A 16667-nucleotide genomic window follows, 5' to 3' on the forward strand; every position below is an offset into this window, starting at 1 on the left:
AATTCCTATCTATTTACTGCCTTTAAGAGCTTGTACGATGCCAGACACAATCAGCGGAGCCGATCTAGATCTTAGCACATAAGGATTCGATACGTTTCTTTTACCAGTCTTCAGCGCTTTTTTAGCGGCGCTTTGAATCGAGCTGCGAGTATTTTTTGCGTTAAAAATATTCTTCGTCTGATAACGGCCCTCTTGGCGACGGCCTACATTGACGACCGGTAATTTAAAAGCTGCGGCTTCAATAATACCACTCGAAGAATTCCCAAGCATTACATCCACATATTTCAAAGCCGAGAAATAACCAAGTTTCCCAAGGCTATTGATAAACACACGGTTCTTAGTATCCCGTGTGCAGAACTTTTTAAGTTCTTGGTTGTAAAGGTCTCCGCCCTCATCAACATTTGAAGCCGTCACGATGAATTTAATTTTCAGACTCTCGAGGGCTTTTACAAACTCTCGCAGATTCCCTTGTAGGTTTTCCGCGTAGGTTTCCGGATGAAAGGTCACCAACGCCGTAGGCGCATCCAGGTTAAACTTTGTATAGTCCTCAAATTGCGCCTTCGTCATAACCTCAAAGTCGCGAAGTCCATCCAGGCTTGGAGCCCCCACCACGCGAACCTGATGGGCATCTTTTTTAAGTTCTTGCACCCGACGAGCATAGCTCGGAGTCGAACAAAAGTGGGCATCCGCGAAAAGTGAAATCGAGTGTCTAAAGACGTTATCAATCGCACCCAGGGTTTCTTCCCCTGCATGAAGATGCAAGACTTTGATTTTTAAGAAGAACGCCGCTAATGCAAAAGCGTACATTTCAAAGCGATCCCCAGTGATAAGAACCGCAGTGTATTTCTCTTTAAGATAAAGCTTCGTCGCCTTTTGAAAAGCTTCTGCAAACGCCTGAGAAATGTCTTTATTCGTTTTGTTTTTGAGCGAGATCGGTACTTTTCGCAATGAAGGGCCATAAGCCGCCACTCTCTTCACCACAGCCTTATTCGCACTGCTAAGGACGTCTCCTGACAGAATCAAATGCCAAGTGATCCCGCGAGCATGACGTGTCTCTTGAAGTGTAGAGTCTAAAAGACCAATATCCGCACGATTTGTCGAAACAATGCCAACTTTGATTTTCGTCATAGCTCAATCAACTCGTCTTGCTTGAAACTGCGTTTTGCTTTTGTTCCCAAGACCGATGGCCACTGCATCGGATCGACTCCGGTTCCAGGACGCTTCGTCGTCAGGTTCTTCTCGCTAAGCACTTCGCCAGCTGCGATGTCGGTTTTTGCCACAATAGACTTTCTGGCAACCAGGCGATTTTGCAGTTCCTGAGATGTGGGCTTTTTTTCTGGCAATCCCCAATAGGTCGAGAAGTCTCGGATGCGCTTCACCATTTCTTTCAGCTCAGCTCCTTCCAAGGACGCTTTGTGATCTGGCCCCGGAAGGTCTTTGCTTACAGTGAAGTGTTTTTCGATGACCGTAGCACCTAAAGCCACTGCTGAAAGTGGTACTTCCAAGGAAGTCGTATGATCGGAGTAACCGACTCGGCAACCGAGTTCTTTCCCCATGGCTACCATAGAGCTCAAATTCACGTCTTTAAGGGCTGTTGGGTAATCCGTCGTGCAATGAAGAACAACGATGCGCTCTTTATCGACTCCTGATTTCACCAAAAGATCGAAAGAGTTTTTAACCTCTGCCATCGTCGCCATTCCCGTCGACATTACTAAAAGCTCTGGCTTAAAAGATGCCATCAGCTTCAGATACGGATAATTGGTCATTTCTCCGGACGGGATTTTAAACTTTCTTAAACCCAACTCATTCAAGAAAAGCAGGCTTTCTTCATCAAAACCCGTCGACAAGAACTCGATATTCTTTTCACGGCAGTATTGCATCAGCGTGTGATGGTCTTCATGACTGAGCTCGAGCCTTTTAAGCATTTCGTATTGTGACTCAGTTTTACCAGTGTTGGCTTTTTGATAAGCCGCCATCTTCGCTTCCTGAGTCACCAGGCTTGAGGCCTTGAAGGTTTGAAATTTAACAATGTCCGCACCGGCCTCTACGGCAATATCCACAAGCTGCTTTGCAAGCTTTAGATCTCCGTTATGATTCACACCCGCTTCGGCAATAACAAGACATGCATTCTTCATAGTTTAAGTCCCTGGGCGAATGTCTCTGCCCGCTTCCAGTCTTCTTCCGTATCAATATCCACAGAAAGATTCTCGGCCATTACAAAAGCTTTTGTTTGTGCGCCAAAAAAGCTTTTAGACTTTAAAAACAAATCCCAATCTGACAAATAAAGCGCGCCATTCAGAGTCCAGACGTTTTTCCAATCCTGAGAACGCAATTCCACTTGGTTTTTCAACAAAGGTGTCAGAGTTCCTTCAGATGTTTCATAAAAGATATGGCTAGGCACTTCACGGCATGCACGCACGCTGACCATCTGAGGTACGGAGCTAGATAAAAATTCTTGAACAGCCGCGCCCACGACTTGCGCCCCTCGCAACGGTGAAGTCGGTTGCAACAGAACAATAAAGTCCGCCGCCTGTTTTCTGGTTTTCATGACTTCAACAATGACATCTGACGAAGAGCTTGTGTCTTGGGCAAGCTCAGCAGAGCGTGACAGAAAATCAACGCTTGGATAAAGATCTTTATATTTTAGGATATCTGGATCATCCGTAGAGACCACAACATCCAGAGGAATTGGCGAATTGAGCGCAGCTTCGATCGTCCACTGAATCAGTGGCTTACCAAGAAAAGGGCGTTTGTTTTTGCCTGGGATTCTTTTTGATCCTGCTCTAGCAGGTATAATCGCAAGCCCTTTTTTCATCTCAACTTCCAAAATGACCTTCAAAGTCAGCCTGAGCGCGGTGGAAATCTTCCATGCGGCCGATGTCCACCCAATAGTCTTTCAGTTTGTAACAACAGATCTCTCTGCCGGAATCTTTCAACATATTAAACAAGCTAGGCATATCAAAGAAGCTCTTTTGTGGAATCATAGCCACAGCTTCCGGAGAAAGAACATAAACGCCCGCGTTGACGTAGGACATCTCCTTCGGTTTCTCTTCGATAGATAGAATACGATCGCCTTGCACTTTCACAACACCGTAAGGAACTTCCGTGTAGTACTCACGTACCACCATCGTTGCTGTTGCGTTGGTTGAGCAATGTTGATCCAGAATCGCACCAAAGTCTGCGCGAGTAAGAATATCCCCGTTCATCACAAATACAGGCTCAGTCGGTTTTTCTTTCAACAAAGAAAGGCCACCACAAGTTCCGAGAGGAGTCTCTTCACAAAGATATTCGATTTCCACGCCCAGCTCTTTGCCGTCCTTGAAATGATCACGGATCATTTCACCACGATAGTTCACGATCAGAACGAAGCGGTAGAATCCAACATCGCGGAATCTTTTGATAATAGTTTCAAGAATTGGCTGACCGCCAATTCTCAACAAAGGTTTTGGCAAGGTGTCTGTCAACGGACTGAGTCTTTTGCCGAATCCACCAGCCATCAGGATCACTTGATTGTTGCGTTTCAAAAGACCGCGAAGATCGTCGGAAGTTTCAATCCCGATGACTCTTCCCTTTTCGTCCACCACTGGCAACTGACGAACATTCCATGATTTCAACTTTTCAACGATATCTGCACGAGACATTCCATTTGGAACAAAGCGCGGAGCACGACTCATGAAAGTGCCGACTTCTTGCTCAAGAGTAGCTCCTTTAAGAAGGGCTCTTCGAATATCCCCGTCAGTCAGGGCGCCAATCAACTTGCCATCGTCATCCAGCACGAAGCAAATTTGCATGGAGTTGCGATCGATAGCTTCCATCGCAGAACGCAATGTATGACTCGGTTTCGTAAAAAAATCGGGACTCATTCTCATACGTTGTAAATATCCGTTTTATATTTAGCAATATTCTTAGGCTCCGAGAACCACTCAACGGTTTGCTTAAGCCCCTCTTCAAAAGTCACCTGAGGCTCGTAACCCGTCAGCTTCTTAATCAGAGTATTATCACACCACAAACGATGAACCTCGGACTTCTCAGGACGAATTCGCTGCTGATCTACTTGGATTTCAGCATTGGATCCCAAAATCCCTTTGATCATATTGAAAGTTTCCAAAATCGTGACTTCACGGTTTGACCCGATATTCACCGTTTTACCGATTGTATCCGAAGAAGAGGCCAAAGCCAAAAATCCGCGGCAAGTGTCAGTTACAAAGTTAAAATCACGCGTCGGAGTCACATCACCCAGATTGATGCTCTTTTTCCCACTCAACAATTGAGAGATGATTGTCGGGATCACCGCGCGGGCCGATTGGCGTGGTCCGAAAGTGTTAAATGGTCGCGCAATCGTCAGTGGCAAGTTGAAGGCATTAAAGAAACTCATCGCCATCGCATCCGCAGAAATCTTCGAAGCACTGTACGGAGATTGAGGCTGCAACGGATGTGCTTCATCAATTGGAACATAGCGCGCAGTTCCATAAACTTCGCTCGTTGAGGTGTGAATCACTCTTTGAACGCCATGATCCAAGGCTGCCTTACAAATATTTACTGTGCCTGTGATATTGGTCTCGATATAGCTTTGTGGAGCGACGTAAGAATAAGGAATGGCGATCAACGCTGCCAAGTGAAAGACGCTGTCGACTCCTTTAGTGATGTCGCGACAGAAAAAAGGATCGCGCACGTCGCCAGTCACAACCTCAATGTCTTTTAGATATTTAGAATCCTCGAGCCAGCCCCAAGTATTAAAGGAATTATACAAAGACAGCGCTCTGACTTTGTGTCCTTTTTGAACCAACATCTCTACAAGGTGAGATCCAATAAACCCATCGGCACCTGTTACTAATACATTCTTCATGGAGACGTTCCTATTCGATCTGAGGCCATCAATATGCTAAAAAAAGTTAACAAATATTTGCCGTTTCCACCCGAAATGTCAATCTCGACGCCCTTATCAGGAAGGTGAAACAGAATAGATTTATGCTAGGAAAGGGCGCAAAAATAAGCCCAAATCCCGGTCTGCACATCGTTGCGAAATAAACTCCGCCGACAGAGGGTTGTTTAAGAAATCATGAGCCACTTCATCGTTAAATTCAGCTCTACGAGAGTAACGAAGCTCCTGAGACTTATCCTGCACCAATGGCTCTAGTTCAAAGATAGACCCGTCTTTTAATAAGGACGTCAAACACTCGTGAGCGGCCTTCACCGCCAACATCCCTAGCTCGAACCCTTCCACCAATCGAGGTTTCGGAAGCGCATGCATGATCATTTTGCCGGAATCCAAGCCCTTTGAAAGATAGTGAATCGTCGCTCCCACCATCTCAGGACGGCGATCTTGCAGAGCCCAGAAATTACAAGTGGCTCCGCGATAATAAGGAGAAACTCCCATGTGAATATTGATAGCTTTTTTGCGAAGAAGTAGGTCGCACAACTCACCACGAATCCAGCTAGCGCCGAAAACGACGATATAATCCACAGACTCCAATTGCTTAAACCAAGCTACCGGGATGTTATTGACGTCCCCCATTTTAATAGGGAACACGCGCACGTTGCTTGGACCATATCCTGGATCACCAAAGACATTACGTTCTGCTTGTTGCATACGCGTAAAGTAGTCTTTCATAATGTCCGACTTATTGTAAAAGTCCTCAGTGGCTCCTGGGAAAATCGTTGTGACCTCGCTGACAACCAAAACTTCAGAGGCAATTTTCGAGAAGCACTCGATCAGGTGACGATGACGCGGTTGATTGCTGGTAAAGAGGGCAATTTTCATAGGATGACTAGGCTTTCATCATTTTAAAGACATTAATGTGATCTTCGCGCGGGATCTCGAGACGACTCTCAAATCCACTCTGCATATTGGCTCTAAAACCCATAGAGATATTGAGATCCTTCAAAAGTTCCAAAGTCCCGGCGTTGTACGAGTTGCACGGGTGAGACATGCACACCACTGGTAAGTGAAGGTGGTCCCGCAGGTATTTATTGTTGGTTGTATACTCCGCACGCTGCTGCTCAAGCGGCAGCAAGCCCATCGTTGTCGGATGACTGTGCGAATGCAGGCCAATAAAGTGTCCATCCTTATTCAGGGTTTTCACCTGTTCTGCCGACATCCAAAGAATCTCATTCAACCCTTCAAGACTGACGCCCGCCCTTTTGATCATATCCAAAAGAACCATATTGTAGCGATCGACCTTAAGGATGTGATCGCGAAGATAGCGGAACTTTTTATCATTGACCGTGTAAAAGCTGAAATTCTGAAGGTATTGATTCGGATCAAATGTCGAGAGAGCTTTGTGGACTTCATCCGCCATCGGTGACTGATGAAGATAGGCCATGAACGCCTCATAAAAATCGTCGAAATTCTTAAAGTACTTACTACGGAAATAGCGGAAGACCTCAAGGTACTCGGATTTTCCCTCTAGAACAGAGCTATACACAAAGAAAAAGGCTTTAATACCATACTTATCCATCACCGGTTTAGCGATGTCGTACTGGCATTTCAAGCTGTCGTCGAAGGTGATACAAACTTTGTTACCAAAGCCCGGACGGCCATAGTTTTCAAACCAATCTTGAGCCGTTGTGATGTTTTCCAGACCAATAAAGTGAAGCAGATCTTCGAAGTCTTTCCCTGAAATACTTCCCTGCCCAGTCGGATGCCGCTCATCATGAAAATGATGAAACATGATCCCATGAGGAACTTTAATCTGGTATTGCCCCATCACAACGTCCTCTATCTATGACTTATGACTGATGCCAAACAGCGTGTCTAAGTTTCCACTGCCCGTCTTCTTTTTTCCACAAGTGCTGAGATCTGTTCTCGTCACAAAGCTCGTGGAAACGCTCAGGCTTCATCTCTAGGAAAGTCATCAAATCATTGAAGTAACGATCTGGGAACTCGCCATCAAACTTTTTAACCAACTGCACACCCTCTTCACGAGAGATGTGGTTGTTACGAATCTCTTGAGAAGCATCGTAAGAACAACGGCCAATACCGAACTTAATGTAAGTCGTATAGAAATGAAGATCATCGATCTTATCGTCAATGCTGTGATACTTGCAGTAAGTACCTTGGCTGCGGAATGGACGTGCTTTGAAGCCCGTGTTTTCCGTCGCGTAGTAATACACCTCTTGCGGTGTCCAGCGCAAATAGTAGCCCAGGTAGTGAATGTTGATATCTTTATTGGCTAAGTCTTTTTCTTCGATCGGAAGATAAATCTTAAGATCCGCATCCGAAAGTTTGTATCTTTCTTTCAACTCTTTGTACGGAAGACCCGCAAGGTAAATACTGTCGAGGTTTTGCGAGCTAAAGTATGATTTATCACGCAATGAAGAGTTGTTCTCGGCAATAGGGTTTCCGTACTCTGCTTCGTTCTCTCCGTAGAATACCAGGTTGATCCCCAATTTCGCCGCAATCTTTGGCGCTACGTTTTTTTGTCCCAACATGAATGTTTGGAAAGGATGGAAAATGTTTTCGATAGAAAGGCGAGTTAGAAGCTTTTGAACCTGACCGTTCGGCTTGATAGTCATGTTGTCAAAGCCACCGATTTCAATCCAGTTCTTCCAGTTTTCATACCCGTAAGTCGTGTACATGATTGGTGGCCATGTCAGAGTCAGTGGGTTCATGCCGTATTTGTATTTAAGAATGTGCGCTTGATAGGCGCTGTCTTTTCCACCGCTACCAGGAACTAGGCAGTCGTAAGAACCGTCTTTGCTACGATACTTGTCCAATAATGCGACCAACTCTTTTTCACGCATATTCCAGTCGATGCGATCTTTAGACTCAGACGCGCGACAAGCGTCGCAAATACCTTGTTCATCAAATCCGATAGTCGATTTTTTTGTATCTTTCGTGTGCTTATGCTCAGCGGCCGATGAAGGGCGCTGATTCGAGATCACACACTTTTTACAAAACTTCACATCGTGAGGAAGACCAAATTTAGTTTCAAATCTTTCCATTACATTCCCTTATAGATTGTTCAGCCAATTTGCATAAATTTTGAGACCATCCAATCCGCTCTTCTCTGGATGACCCTGAACGCCAAAGACATTACCGCGTCTCAGGACAACTGGGTATTGAAAGTTATGATAGCGACAGGTGCTGATCACACAAGATGGATCTTCAGGCTGAACATAAAAAGAGTGGACTAAAAACAACTTAGATTCCGGTCCCAGGCCAGCAATAAACGAGTCTTCCTTTTGTGTTTCCAGGAAGTTCCAGCCTATGAAAGGGACGCTGAGCTCTTGCCCGTCAAAAGAGGAAGGAAACTTACGAACCACGCCTGGAAGAATCCCCAAGCCTTCGTGGCTGCCAAACTCGTCGCTTTTAGAAAACATCAGCTGCAAACCTAAGCAAACTCCCAGGAAAGGCTTCCCCGCAAGCGCTTCATGGCGCAATACATCAACAAGCCCCTGCTCGCGCAGGCGATTCATAGCATCACCAAATGCACCAACCCCCGGAAGCAAAACGCCATCGGCAGATGCAATCACATTTTTGTCGCTAGAAACGATAGGCGTTACGCCACTCGCCATCAAGGCTTGTTTAATGCTAAACAAGTTTCCAACGCCGTAGTCGACTATCACTACTTTTTTCATAGAGCCCTGCATACCACTTTCATTTCTCTAAGTCTATTTGCCGCGTCTTTCAAGGAAATTGGTTTAATCTTCGCGAAGGAACGATTTGCCTTCAGAAAGCTGGTGTTGCCCTCTCTCTGGGCAGTAGGGTCTGCGATGGTGCTCTGTTTTGCGACTAGGTCGTAGTGAAAAATAGAAGCTGCGGCAATTCCATTGACGGTGGTCTCGGTCACAAGCTTGGCGATGTCATCTACAGACGCCGCTCCCCCATGGGCCACAACAGGAATTTTCACCAATGAGGTCACTTGCTTGATCAAGTCGAGATCAAAGCCTTCCCCCGTCCCCTCACGGTCGACTGAGGTAATAACCAACTCCCCGGCACCCAAGGATTCCACTCGGCGAACCCACTCCATCACCTCGACGCCAGTGTCTTCGCGCCCATTATCGACAAAGCACAAATAAGAACCATTAGGTTGTTTAATCGCTTCAACCGTCACGACAATTGTCGAAGACCCAAAACGATGGGCCGCAGACTCAATCAGCTTCGGATTGCGAATGACCGCTGTATTCAAAGAAACCTTGTCGGCTCCTGAGTCTAATACTTTTTTAATATCCTCTAGACTACGAATTCCGCCACCGACGGTGATAGGAATGAAAATGTTCGAGGCAATCTGGGAAATCATTTCTGTCAGACTATTGCGCTCGTAAAGGCTCGCCACGACGTCCATACAAAAAATTTCATCGGCCCCATTTTCGTAATAGTGTTTGGCAAAAATCGCTGGATCACCCATGACCCGCAATCCCTCAAGATGAATGCCCTTCACCAAGTTTGGACCTTTGATATCAAGACGAGGAATAAGTCTTACGTATCTTTTCTGTTCCATCCGCTACCTCTACAAATACTTTTCGCCCGGCGCTCTGGACCGGATTACTTTACAAGGATTTCCATAAGCCACAACACTGCCTGGGAGATCCTCTAAAACCGTGGCGCCAGCACCAACCACGACATGATCCTGAAGCTTTACGTTGTGAATCAGATTGGCTCCAAGACCGATGGCACAATATTCTCCCAAGACTACGCCGCCGCCACAGGTCACCCCTGGAGCCAGGCTGGCAAAATCCCCAAGAACGCCATCATGATCAACACTGCTGCGAGTATTGAGGATTACATGAGAACCTACTTTAGAAAACGGACCCACAACCGCGCCATCCAACACAACCGTGCCCGGGCCTATAACAGCCGAAGGAGACACCGACGATCTTGGATGAAAGACGCGAACAAATTCAAAATCAGGAATCATTTGCAGGATTTTTTTACTGATCTCGGCACGTACAAAATTGTCACCAATCGCGACAACGCCTTTTTTGATACCCGAAGCAACCAATTCAGGCTCTGAGAGAACCTTACCTTGTGATGAAGTCGAACTTTGACGGTCGACGAAACCCACAAGCTCGTAGCGCCCTTCGAGCTTTAATGCATCGGCAACAACGCGCCCGTGTCCACCCATTCCGAAAATGACTACTTTATCCATTTTAGCAAGACCTTACACTGCTTGGGATATTGACGATTCGCGCTTCATAGAAAGACGCGTTCTCAAGCGACGTTGAAATTGAACCTTTGTACATCGGCAAAGTGGGAAGAAGCTTCCAAATCGGTCGCGCCATCACCCCTTTTGCATTGCTGGCTTTTAAGAACTCGTCTCGTTCTTGAAGACTCTCCAACTGAATCGCATTCAGCCAATAGTTCGAACGACAGTTCGCGGGCTCTACAATAAACCTTGTTCCCACTGAGGCAAAAAACTGACGATAGCTTTCTGCCGTTTTTCTTTTATCCTCGACAAACTCGGTGATTTTTTCCATTTGCGCACAGGCAAAAGCCGCATTCAAATTTGGCAAACGATAGTTGTATCCAACCTCGTCGTGGACAAACTCCCATGCGTGAGGAACTTTTGCCGTTGTCGATAAATGTTTAATTCGTTTTGCAAGCTCAGGATCCGAGGTGACGATCATCCCGCCGCCTCCGCAAGTGACAATTTTATTTCCGTTAAAACTAAAGATCGAAAGTTTGCCGGCTCTGCCAACATGCTGACCTTTATAGAAAGAACCTAAGGCTTCCGCCGCGTCCTCAAGAACTGCAATGTGATGTTTCTCACAGATAGCCGCGATCTCGTCCATTTTTACTGGGTGGCCAAAGACATGCATTGGAATACAAACTTTGATCGCACGCCCAGAAGCCTTGTGAACACAAACCCCTTGCGCGTTGATCATGGTTTCTTTTTTTAGAAAGTCCTCGAGTTTTTCAGGGCACATCCCAAGATTGTCTTTGGCGCTATCGATAAAAACAGGGCTTGCACCACAATATGCAATCGGATTAGCAGTCGCAATAAAGCTCAACGCTTGAGCCAAAACCAAATCCCCTTGCCCTACACCCAACGCCACAAGGGAAAGATGCAATGCCGAGGTTCCATTGGTTGTCGCGATGGCAAAAGGAATGTTGGTATATTCCGAGATCATTTTTTCAAATTTTCCGACATACTCACCAACAGAGGAAATGAATGTCGAATCGATGCAATCTTGGACGAGGTCTTTTTCTCTTTGAGAAATTCGTGGCTCATGCAAAGGAATGAATTTGCCACTAGCCGTTGGATCGTAAAGATCTCTGGTGAAATTTAAGAACTTCTCAAGCATGGCGCCCCGCAAACACTGAAAAATGATAGACGAACATCTTACAATATCGTGACCAAGACGACTAGCAAGACGACCAAAATCCCAACTTATTACGGCGCATCAACAAACGAATTCCCCTTCGACACCTAACGCGTGTGCTACAAAAAACACACTTTTGCCTCGTCAATGTAAAGCCCTTCTTCTAGTATACGCCTTTTGCCTGTTTTCCGGGAAAAGAGCTGCTCTCTTTTCTTAGAGGAATTGTAAATGAACTCGTTTCCCGTGACCGCCCTTCGAGAGTTCTTGTCTCGTCGGGAATACCTTTGGGGGCTCCTTCTCCTCTGCTTCATGCAGTTTTCGCTGCTGACTTCACAAACAGGAATGGATTTCTTTGCCGGCGCCATGCTCCTGACCTCTCTGTATTGGACTGCGAAATACTACAAAATGCCGTGGAGTTGGCCACGCCTTGGATTGTGGTGGCTCTGGGGAAGCTGGCTTTTTGTCATCGGACTGGGGCTCGCGCTCAACCCACTGTCATCCTCTTGGCAGGATCTGTTTTTTGAATTTCGCTGGATTCTGGATTTCTATGTGTTCATCCTGTTCTGGTCGGTCTTTGGTGAAAACCCAAAAGTGCTTAAGTTTTTTGCCGTCGCCCTTGCTCTGTGCTCTCTTGTTGCCGTTGTTATCTATGCTCTGGGCTACAATCCCCTAGCAGAACCCTTTTCCCAAAGAGCCATCAATCTGCAGAACTTTGCAAATTGGCGAGCCGGCGGAATCTTCAATCACTCAATGCCACTAGCACATACCTACGGTCCGCTCCTCATGGTTTTCATCGGAGTTCTTTTAGCTCATTGGCGAACAAAGCAGCGTTTGTCCCCTTGGATTTACGCCGCATTCATTCTTACTGCAGCTACGATTCTTCTAACCTTCACTCGTGGAGTGTGGATTGGGGTGGCGAGTGGACTGTTAGTCATGGGTTATTTGATTAATAGAAAATGGGGCATTCTCCTGACTGCCGGACTGATTGGCCTTGGGCTGATCGGCTTTGCAAGCAGTCAAAAAATTCGCGAGCGCATTACCACAACCATCAATCTCTCTGTACGTGGGGATAGCGAACGTTTGACACTTTGGAAAACCAACTGGGAGATGTTCAAAGATCGACCTCTGTTGGGAGCAGGCTATGGACAAAACCGTGCACGGCTGCGCGAGTACTATGACAGAATGGGCGTGCCAGCTGGTTACTTTGAGGGACACGCGCACAACCAGTACATGCATTTTTTAGCGGGAACCGGGATCTTGGGTCTTCTGTGCTACCTGTACTTCATGTTTTTCACTCTGAGAACCGCGTATCTGGCTTATAGAAAAGCGACCTCTCCACTACAAATGGGGATCGGGCTTGGCGGTATCGGTGCCATGATATGTTTTTATATCGGAGGCCTCACTGAAGCTAATTTCTCGATAGGGAAAAACCGCTTTATGATTTTATTTATCATTGCGTGGACGACGAGTATTTATCTACAGCAATTGTATTTAAGCTCTGGCAGATCTGCTTCGCTTCGCGGTGATAAGCACTCGTCTTAGATATTTAAGAAACGAGAATGCCAAAAGTGGGTAGTACATTCCCACAGAGACCAGGCCGTCATTCTTAAGCCGACGGTACATATCCAACTCACCTTTTTCATGTTTCCAAAGCTGGGCACTAAGCCCAGCATCGCCATAATCTGACTTAAATGAGTACGCTAAAGGTGCTTCCAAAACGTAAGCTTTGTGCCCATTCAAAACAATAGTCAACCACAGCAAATAGTCTTCAGAATGGCGCTTTCCCGGAAAAAAGCGAAACGGAACATCACGACGAAGCATCACAGAACGAGTCGGAAACTGATTTGAAAACAAAAGTTTCTTTGCGATCACTGGACGGTCAACGACTGCCAAAACCTTGTCATTAGGTGCCGTGGTGCCTTCGACCTGCTGGGTTCCATGCCCCGTCAAAGCCACGTCTGGATGGGTTTTCATCCAAGAGTACTGAATTTCTAATTTTTGTGGGTGCCAGCTGTCATCAGAATCCAAAAAAGCAATATATGGATTTTGGGCAGATTCCCAGCCAACATTTCTAGCGCTGCCTGGTCCCGCATTTACTTTTTGCTCTAGAACTCGAATCCAATTCTCTGGATATTGTTTGGCAATCTCTTTCAGTCTTTGAAGCGTGTCATCGCCACTTTGATCCTCGACCAAAATCACTTCCGCCGGAAGAGCTGTTTGCGCTGCCACCGAAGCCAACGCCCGCACAATAGTGTCTTTGCAACGGTAGCAAGGAATGACAACAGAGACAGGAATTTTTTCGTGCAATGTGGACATATCCCCTCGTCAGCTACTCGCCCTTGGCGCCAATAATGTTCTCTAATGAATGATAATACGGACGAGCTCGTTCGCTTTCAAAAAAGGCGCGACCGGCTTCTCGCATAGATTGAATCTGCTCAGGTGTCATTGCGCGCACAAAGTTCAGCATCTCATTCCAGTTGCTAAATTTACGGCAATCCACAAAAGCTTCGGTCGGAATATACTTCTCGATATCAGGTGCCCCTAGATAGAGAGGAATAGTGCCCGCGTAAAGGCAATCAAAGATCTTCTCTGTAATGTAGCCACTCATTTTCATGTTTTCAAAACAAAGACAGAAATTATACTCACTCAGGGTTTCATATTTTGAACCGCAAGCGCCTCTGTAAGCTTTTAATAAAGCACTGCGATTTAAAAGATATGGCAGCCACAAACTACATCTGGTCAGCCACTTATCCCAACCTCGTCCGAATAAATCGACGATGTCATACTTTTCCAGCGCAGCAATGGCTTCTATACGCTTGCTATAAAGTTCATTCTTAGAGCTGATAGGTTTATGGTGTCCATTGATGACAACAATACGAGATTTTCTCTCGCGTCGGTTCCAAAACTTTTCAAGAACCCCTTTATAGGGAAGTGGCCAGTAAATCTTCTTAAGAACTTCCTTACGAACACCCTCTAAAGAGTAACCGTCTCCATGTGTATTATGAACATAGACGCTTTTAAAGTTGGCAGTTAAAGACGGAAGATTCTGATAAAACTTCGGCGCAACAACTGGGGGCTCTAAAAGAATATAGGCCTGAGCCGTAACCCCTTTGGCCTTCAGACTCTCGTAGTCCGGAAGAATCCCCATAGAATAGTAATCGCCACCCTTCCCTGAGCTGCTTTCAGCAGAAAGAAAGTCCGCAGTCTTTACGGTCATCCCAGACTTAGCGGCCTCATCACGCATTCGCACAAAAGGCAATAATTGGTCATCTCGATTCAAATTTGGATTTGAAAGGTCAAACAACTTATCGCCGTAGAAAGCTTCATAGGAGGGATCAATATAGACATTCTTAGAGACCATATTTTTACTCATCTCTTCGTCTTAATGACAATTGCATGCAAAATATGATGGCCCATTTTATCTAAGCCCAGCAACAACACGAATTTTAAGTATGAAATCAGCAAGAAGGTCAACATGCCTCGTTTGGACTCAAAAGCCTTCGCCAGAAGCTCAAAATGAAAGTGTCCTTTCAAAAGAGCTCCCGCCTCTTTCGTCTGCCCCATCAAATACATATTCATCGCACGGCGAGCGATGTCCATGCGCTCCAGCGCCTGATAACCAAGAATATCGGACTTTTTCACCGCATTCTGGGATCGTGGTTTCTGCAGATAGTAATCCAACACTAAAAACATGTCCGCGCGATTGGTATTGCGCTTGAGCTCCAAGTACGACGCCTGAGTTTGTGACGTGCGTGTACTCATAAGGTTTTCTAGAATGATCAGAATTTTGTGCTGTTCAAGAATACGCAGCCACACATCTAAATCACAACTGGTCAGAAACTGTTGGCCATTCCATTTCTGAATTTCTTTTTGGTAGATCTCTGTTCTGACAAGCGCCCCAGAGCACAAAAGAAAATTACCCGCGCGCAAAATCACCGGGAATAACTCTTCGTAATTCAATAAAACGGTCTGACCTTTTTCGCGACCAAGGTATCTTGCAACCGAGGTTTGACCAAAAGCTTTGCTTTCAGAATCAATCAAAAAGGCTTCTGTAAACGCGACACCGGCCTCTGGATTACTTTCCAAAGACTCTACCTGCCTTGCTACGATTTCCGGCTCATACACCTCATCGGCGTGAAAAATCTCTGTGTATTTTCCGCAGGCAAGCTCGATACAACGATCAAAATTGGCGATAGCCCCAATATTCTTTTCGCTTCGATAGATTGTAATGCGTTCGTCTTTGAAAGACTCCACGATCTGCAAAGTTCGGTCGGTCGAGGCATTATCAAGAACACGAATGATAAAGTTTGAATAAGTCTGCTTTAAAGCCGACTGAATAGTCTCGCCGATCGTTTTCTCGGAGTTATAGCAAGGAATACAGATGCACACCAACGGAGCTGCATTAGCCATTTTTAAGCCCCATCTCTTGGAAGAGCTTCGTAAAGCGCGCCGAGAACGAGTGATCCTTCAAAGTGCGCTGATAACCGGCATTGGCCATAGCTTCACGTTGATCCGCGTTCTCGAGATAAAACTTCACTTTATCTACAAGCTCGTCAATGCTGCCATATACATCCATCTCATCGCTAATGGCGTACTGTCTTTCAAGACCCTCAACATAGTAAGAAAGCTGAAAACCACCACATCCATTGATCTCGAAATGTCGGGCTTTAAGCTGTTCCACAGACTTCTTTGACCGAATACGATCTACCAAAGCACGCCAAGACGAACACAGGTAACGCGCATCCCACGAGGCAGAGTTGGAAATATTCAGATTAATACGACTTTGATTAAAGAGTTTCACCATTTCATCGTGTGAAACCATGCCACCGCTCCAGCCTGGTCCCTTGGCAACAACTTTAACCCCGGCTTTGGCAAGCTTATCCACCAACCACTGGCGGTACGGGTGCCATCTGCCGACGAAAGACACGTCATGGATTTTAGGTTCATTCATGCGGTAGTACATTTTCTCGTTGCAGCCATAGGAAAACAAAAGAACGTGCTTCAAGCCATGAGCCGCATATCTGCGAACTGAAAAGTAATCTGGAGTCGTGAAAAAATCAAAATGGGGCGCCCAAAAATAGGCGTACTCTTTTCTCCAGGTATCATCATGAAAGATCGAGAGGGTTTTTGTATGCGCGCGCAGAGCTTGGATCGTAGAGACCTCAAACTGATCCGTGTACAGGTGAAAAATAGCAACGGCAGGCTTTAGCTCTTCCGCACGACGAAGCAGATTTGCATTCATCTGCGCCTTACCTTGCTGCTGCATTTCAGCCATATAGTCAAAAAGGATCACCTCGTGACCCATCTGAACTAGCGAGTGGTAGTAATTTGTATACTCGTAAGAATGCCCACGAGAGGCTTGCCCATAGTCGTGCTGCATGCACACCAATAGAATCTTCATT

At 46.0% G+C, this 16667-nt stretch carries 17 protein-coding genes; 1 reads left to right on the top strand and 16 read right to left on the bottom strand.

The window, feature by feature from the left end; all coding sequences use genetic code 11:
* Positions 1–9: 9 nt before the first annotated feature.
* From neuC to ACLWBB_RS12310, 12 genes are all read right to left on the bottom strand, one after another.
* Positions 10–1128: a UDP-N-acetylglucosamine 2-epimerase gene (neuC, locus tag ACLWBB_RS12255; protein WP_413287812.1), complete on the bottom strand. Its 1119-nt coding sequence runs from the start codon at positions 1126–1128 to the stop codon at positions 10–12.
* Entirely contained in the window at positions 1125–2135 is a 1011-nt protein-coding gene (gene neuB, locus ACLWBB_RS12260) for an N-acetylneuraminate synthase (protein WP_413287813.1), read from the bottom strand. Before neuB ends, neuC begins: the two co-directional genes overlap by 4 nt.
* On the bottom strand, positions 2132–2815 hold the full coding sequence (locus ACLWBB_RS12265; protein ID WP_413287814.1) for a cytidylyltransferase domain-containing protein: 684 nt from the start codon (positions 2813–2815) through the stop codon (positions 2132–2134). Before ACLWBB_RS12265 ends, neuB begins: the two co-directional genes overlap by 4 nt.
* 1 nt (position 2816) lies before the next feature.
* On the bottom strand, positions 2817–3863 hold the full coding sequence (locus tag ACLWBB_RS12270) for a nucleotidyltransferase family protein (protein ID WP_413287815.1): 1047 nt from the start codon (positions 3861–3863) through the stop codon (positions 2817–2819).
* A 2-nt stretch (positions 3864–3865) separates the two neighbouring features.
* Complete coding sequence (locus ACLWBB_RS12275; RefSeq protein WP_413287816.1) at positions 3866–4846, bottom strand: NAD-dependent 4,6-dehydratase LegB; 981 nt, start codon at positions 4844–4846, stop codon at positions 3866–3868.
* A 120-nt stretch (positions 4847–4966) separates the two neighbouring features.
* Entirely contained in the window at positions 4967–5761 is a 795-nt protein-coding gene (locus ACLWBB_RS12280) for a formyltransferase family protein (RefSeq protein WP_413287817.1), read from the bottom strand.
* Positions 5762–5768: 7 nt separating this feature from the next.
* Positions 5769–6707 carry a polysaccharide deacetylase family protein gene (locus ACLWBB_RS12285; protein WP_413287818.1) on the bottom strand — a complete coding sequence of 313 codons (939 nt, stop codon included), beginning with the start codon at positions 6705–6707 and terminating at the stop codon, positions 5769–5771.
* A gap of 22 nt (positions 6708–6729) precedes the next feature.
* Entirely contained in the window at positions 6730–7944 is a 1215-nt protein-coding gene (locus ACLWBB_RS12290; RefSeq protein WP_413287819.1) for an N-acetyl sugar amidotransferase, read from the bottom strand.
* A gap of 9 nt (positions 7945–7953) precedes the next feature.
* Entirely contained in the window at positions 7954–8580 is a 627-nt protein-coding gene (gene hisH, locus ACLWBB_RS12295; RefSeq protein ID WP_413287820.1) for an imidazole glycerol phosphate synthase subunit HisH, read from the bottom strand.
* On the bottom strand, positions 8577–9443 hold the full coding sequence (hisF, locus tag ACLWBB_RS12300; protein ID WP_413287821.1) for an imidazole glycerol phosphate synthase subunit HisF: 867 nt from the start codon (positions 9441–9443) through the stop codon (positions 8577–8579). The genes hisH and hisF overlap by 4 nt, the downstream gene beginning before the upstream one ends.
* Positions 9444–9452: 9 nt before the next feature.
* Complete coding sequence (locus tag ACLWBB_RS12305) at positions 9453–10091, bottom strand: acetyltransferase (protein WP_413287822.1); 639 nt, start codon at positions 10089–10091, stop codon at positions 9453–9455.
* A gap of 1 nt (position 10092) precedes the next feature.
* Positions 10093–11247, bottom strand: coding sequence for a LegC family aminotransferase (locus ACLWBB_RS12310; protein ID WP_413287823.1), 1155 nt, complete (start codon positions 11245–11247; stop codon positions 10093–10095).
* A gap of 246 nt (positions 11248–11493) precedes the next feature.
* Here ACLWBB_RS12310 and ACLWBB_RS12315 point away from each other — a divergent pair, with 246 nt between their 5' ends.
* On the top strand, positions 11494–12807 hold the full coding sequence (locus ACLWBB_RS12315) for an O-antigen ligase family protein (RefSeq protein ID WP_413287824.1): 1314 nt from the start codon (positions 11494–11496) through the stop codon (positions 12805–12807).
* On the opposite strand, the gene ACLWBB_RS12320 is transcribed toward ACLWBB_RS12315, so the two are convergent.
* From ACLWBB_RS12320 to ACLWBB_RS12335, 4 genes are read right to left on the bottom strand one after another with little or no spacing between them, the layout of a single operon-like run.
* Positions 12757–13581 carry a glycosyltransferase family 2 protein gene (locus ACLWBB_RS12320; protein WP_413287825.1) on the bottom strand — a complete coding sequence of 275 codons (825 nt, stop codon included), beginning with the start codon at positions 13579–13581 and terminating at the stop codon, positions 12757–12759. The genes ACLWBB_RS12315 and ACLWBB_RS12320 overlap by 51 nt on opposite strands.
* Before the next feature lie 13 nt (positions 13582–13594).
* The gene (locus ACLWBB_RS12325) at positions 13595–14638 is read right to left on the bottom strand and encodes a glycosyltransferase family 10 domain-containing protein (protein ID WP_413287826.1); all 1044 of its coding nucleotides are present in this window, start codon (positions 14636–14638) and stop codon (positions 13595–13597) included.
* Positions 14635–15675, bottom strand: a complete 1041-nt coding sequence (locus ACLWBB_RS12330; RefSeq protein ID WP_413287827.1) for a glycosyltransferase family 2 protein — start codon at positions 15673–15675, stop codon at positions 14635–14637. The genes ACLWBB_RS12325 and ACLWBB_RS12330 overlap by 4 nt, the downstream gene beginning before the upstream one ends.
* Positions 15668–16666 (bottom strand): glycosyltransferase, encoded by a 999-nt coding sequence (locus ACLWBB_RS12335; protein WP_413287828.1) that lies wholly within the window; start codon positions 16664–16666, stop codon positions 15668–15670. Before ACLWBB_RS12335 ends, ACLWBB_RS12330 begins: the two co-directional genes overlap by 8 nt.
* Position 16667 lies beyond the last annotated feature (1 nt).

Source organism: Bdellovibrio sp. HCB337, from assembly GCF_047302465.1.
Classification (GTDB): domain Bacteria; phylum Bdellovibrionota; class Bdellovibrionia; order Bdellovibrionales; family Bdellovibrionaceae; genus JACMRP01.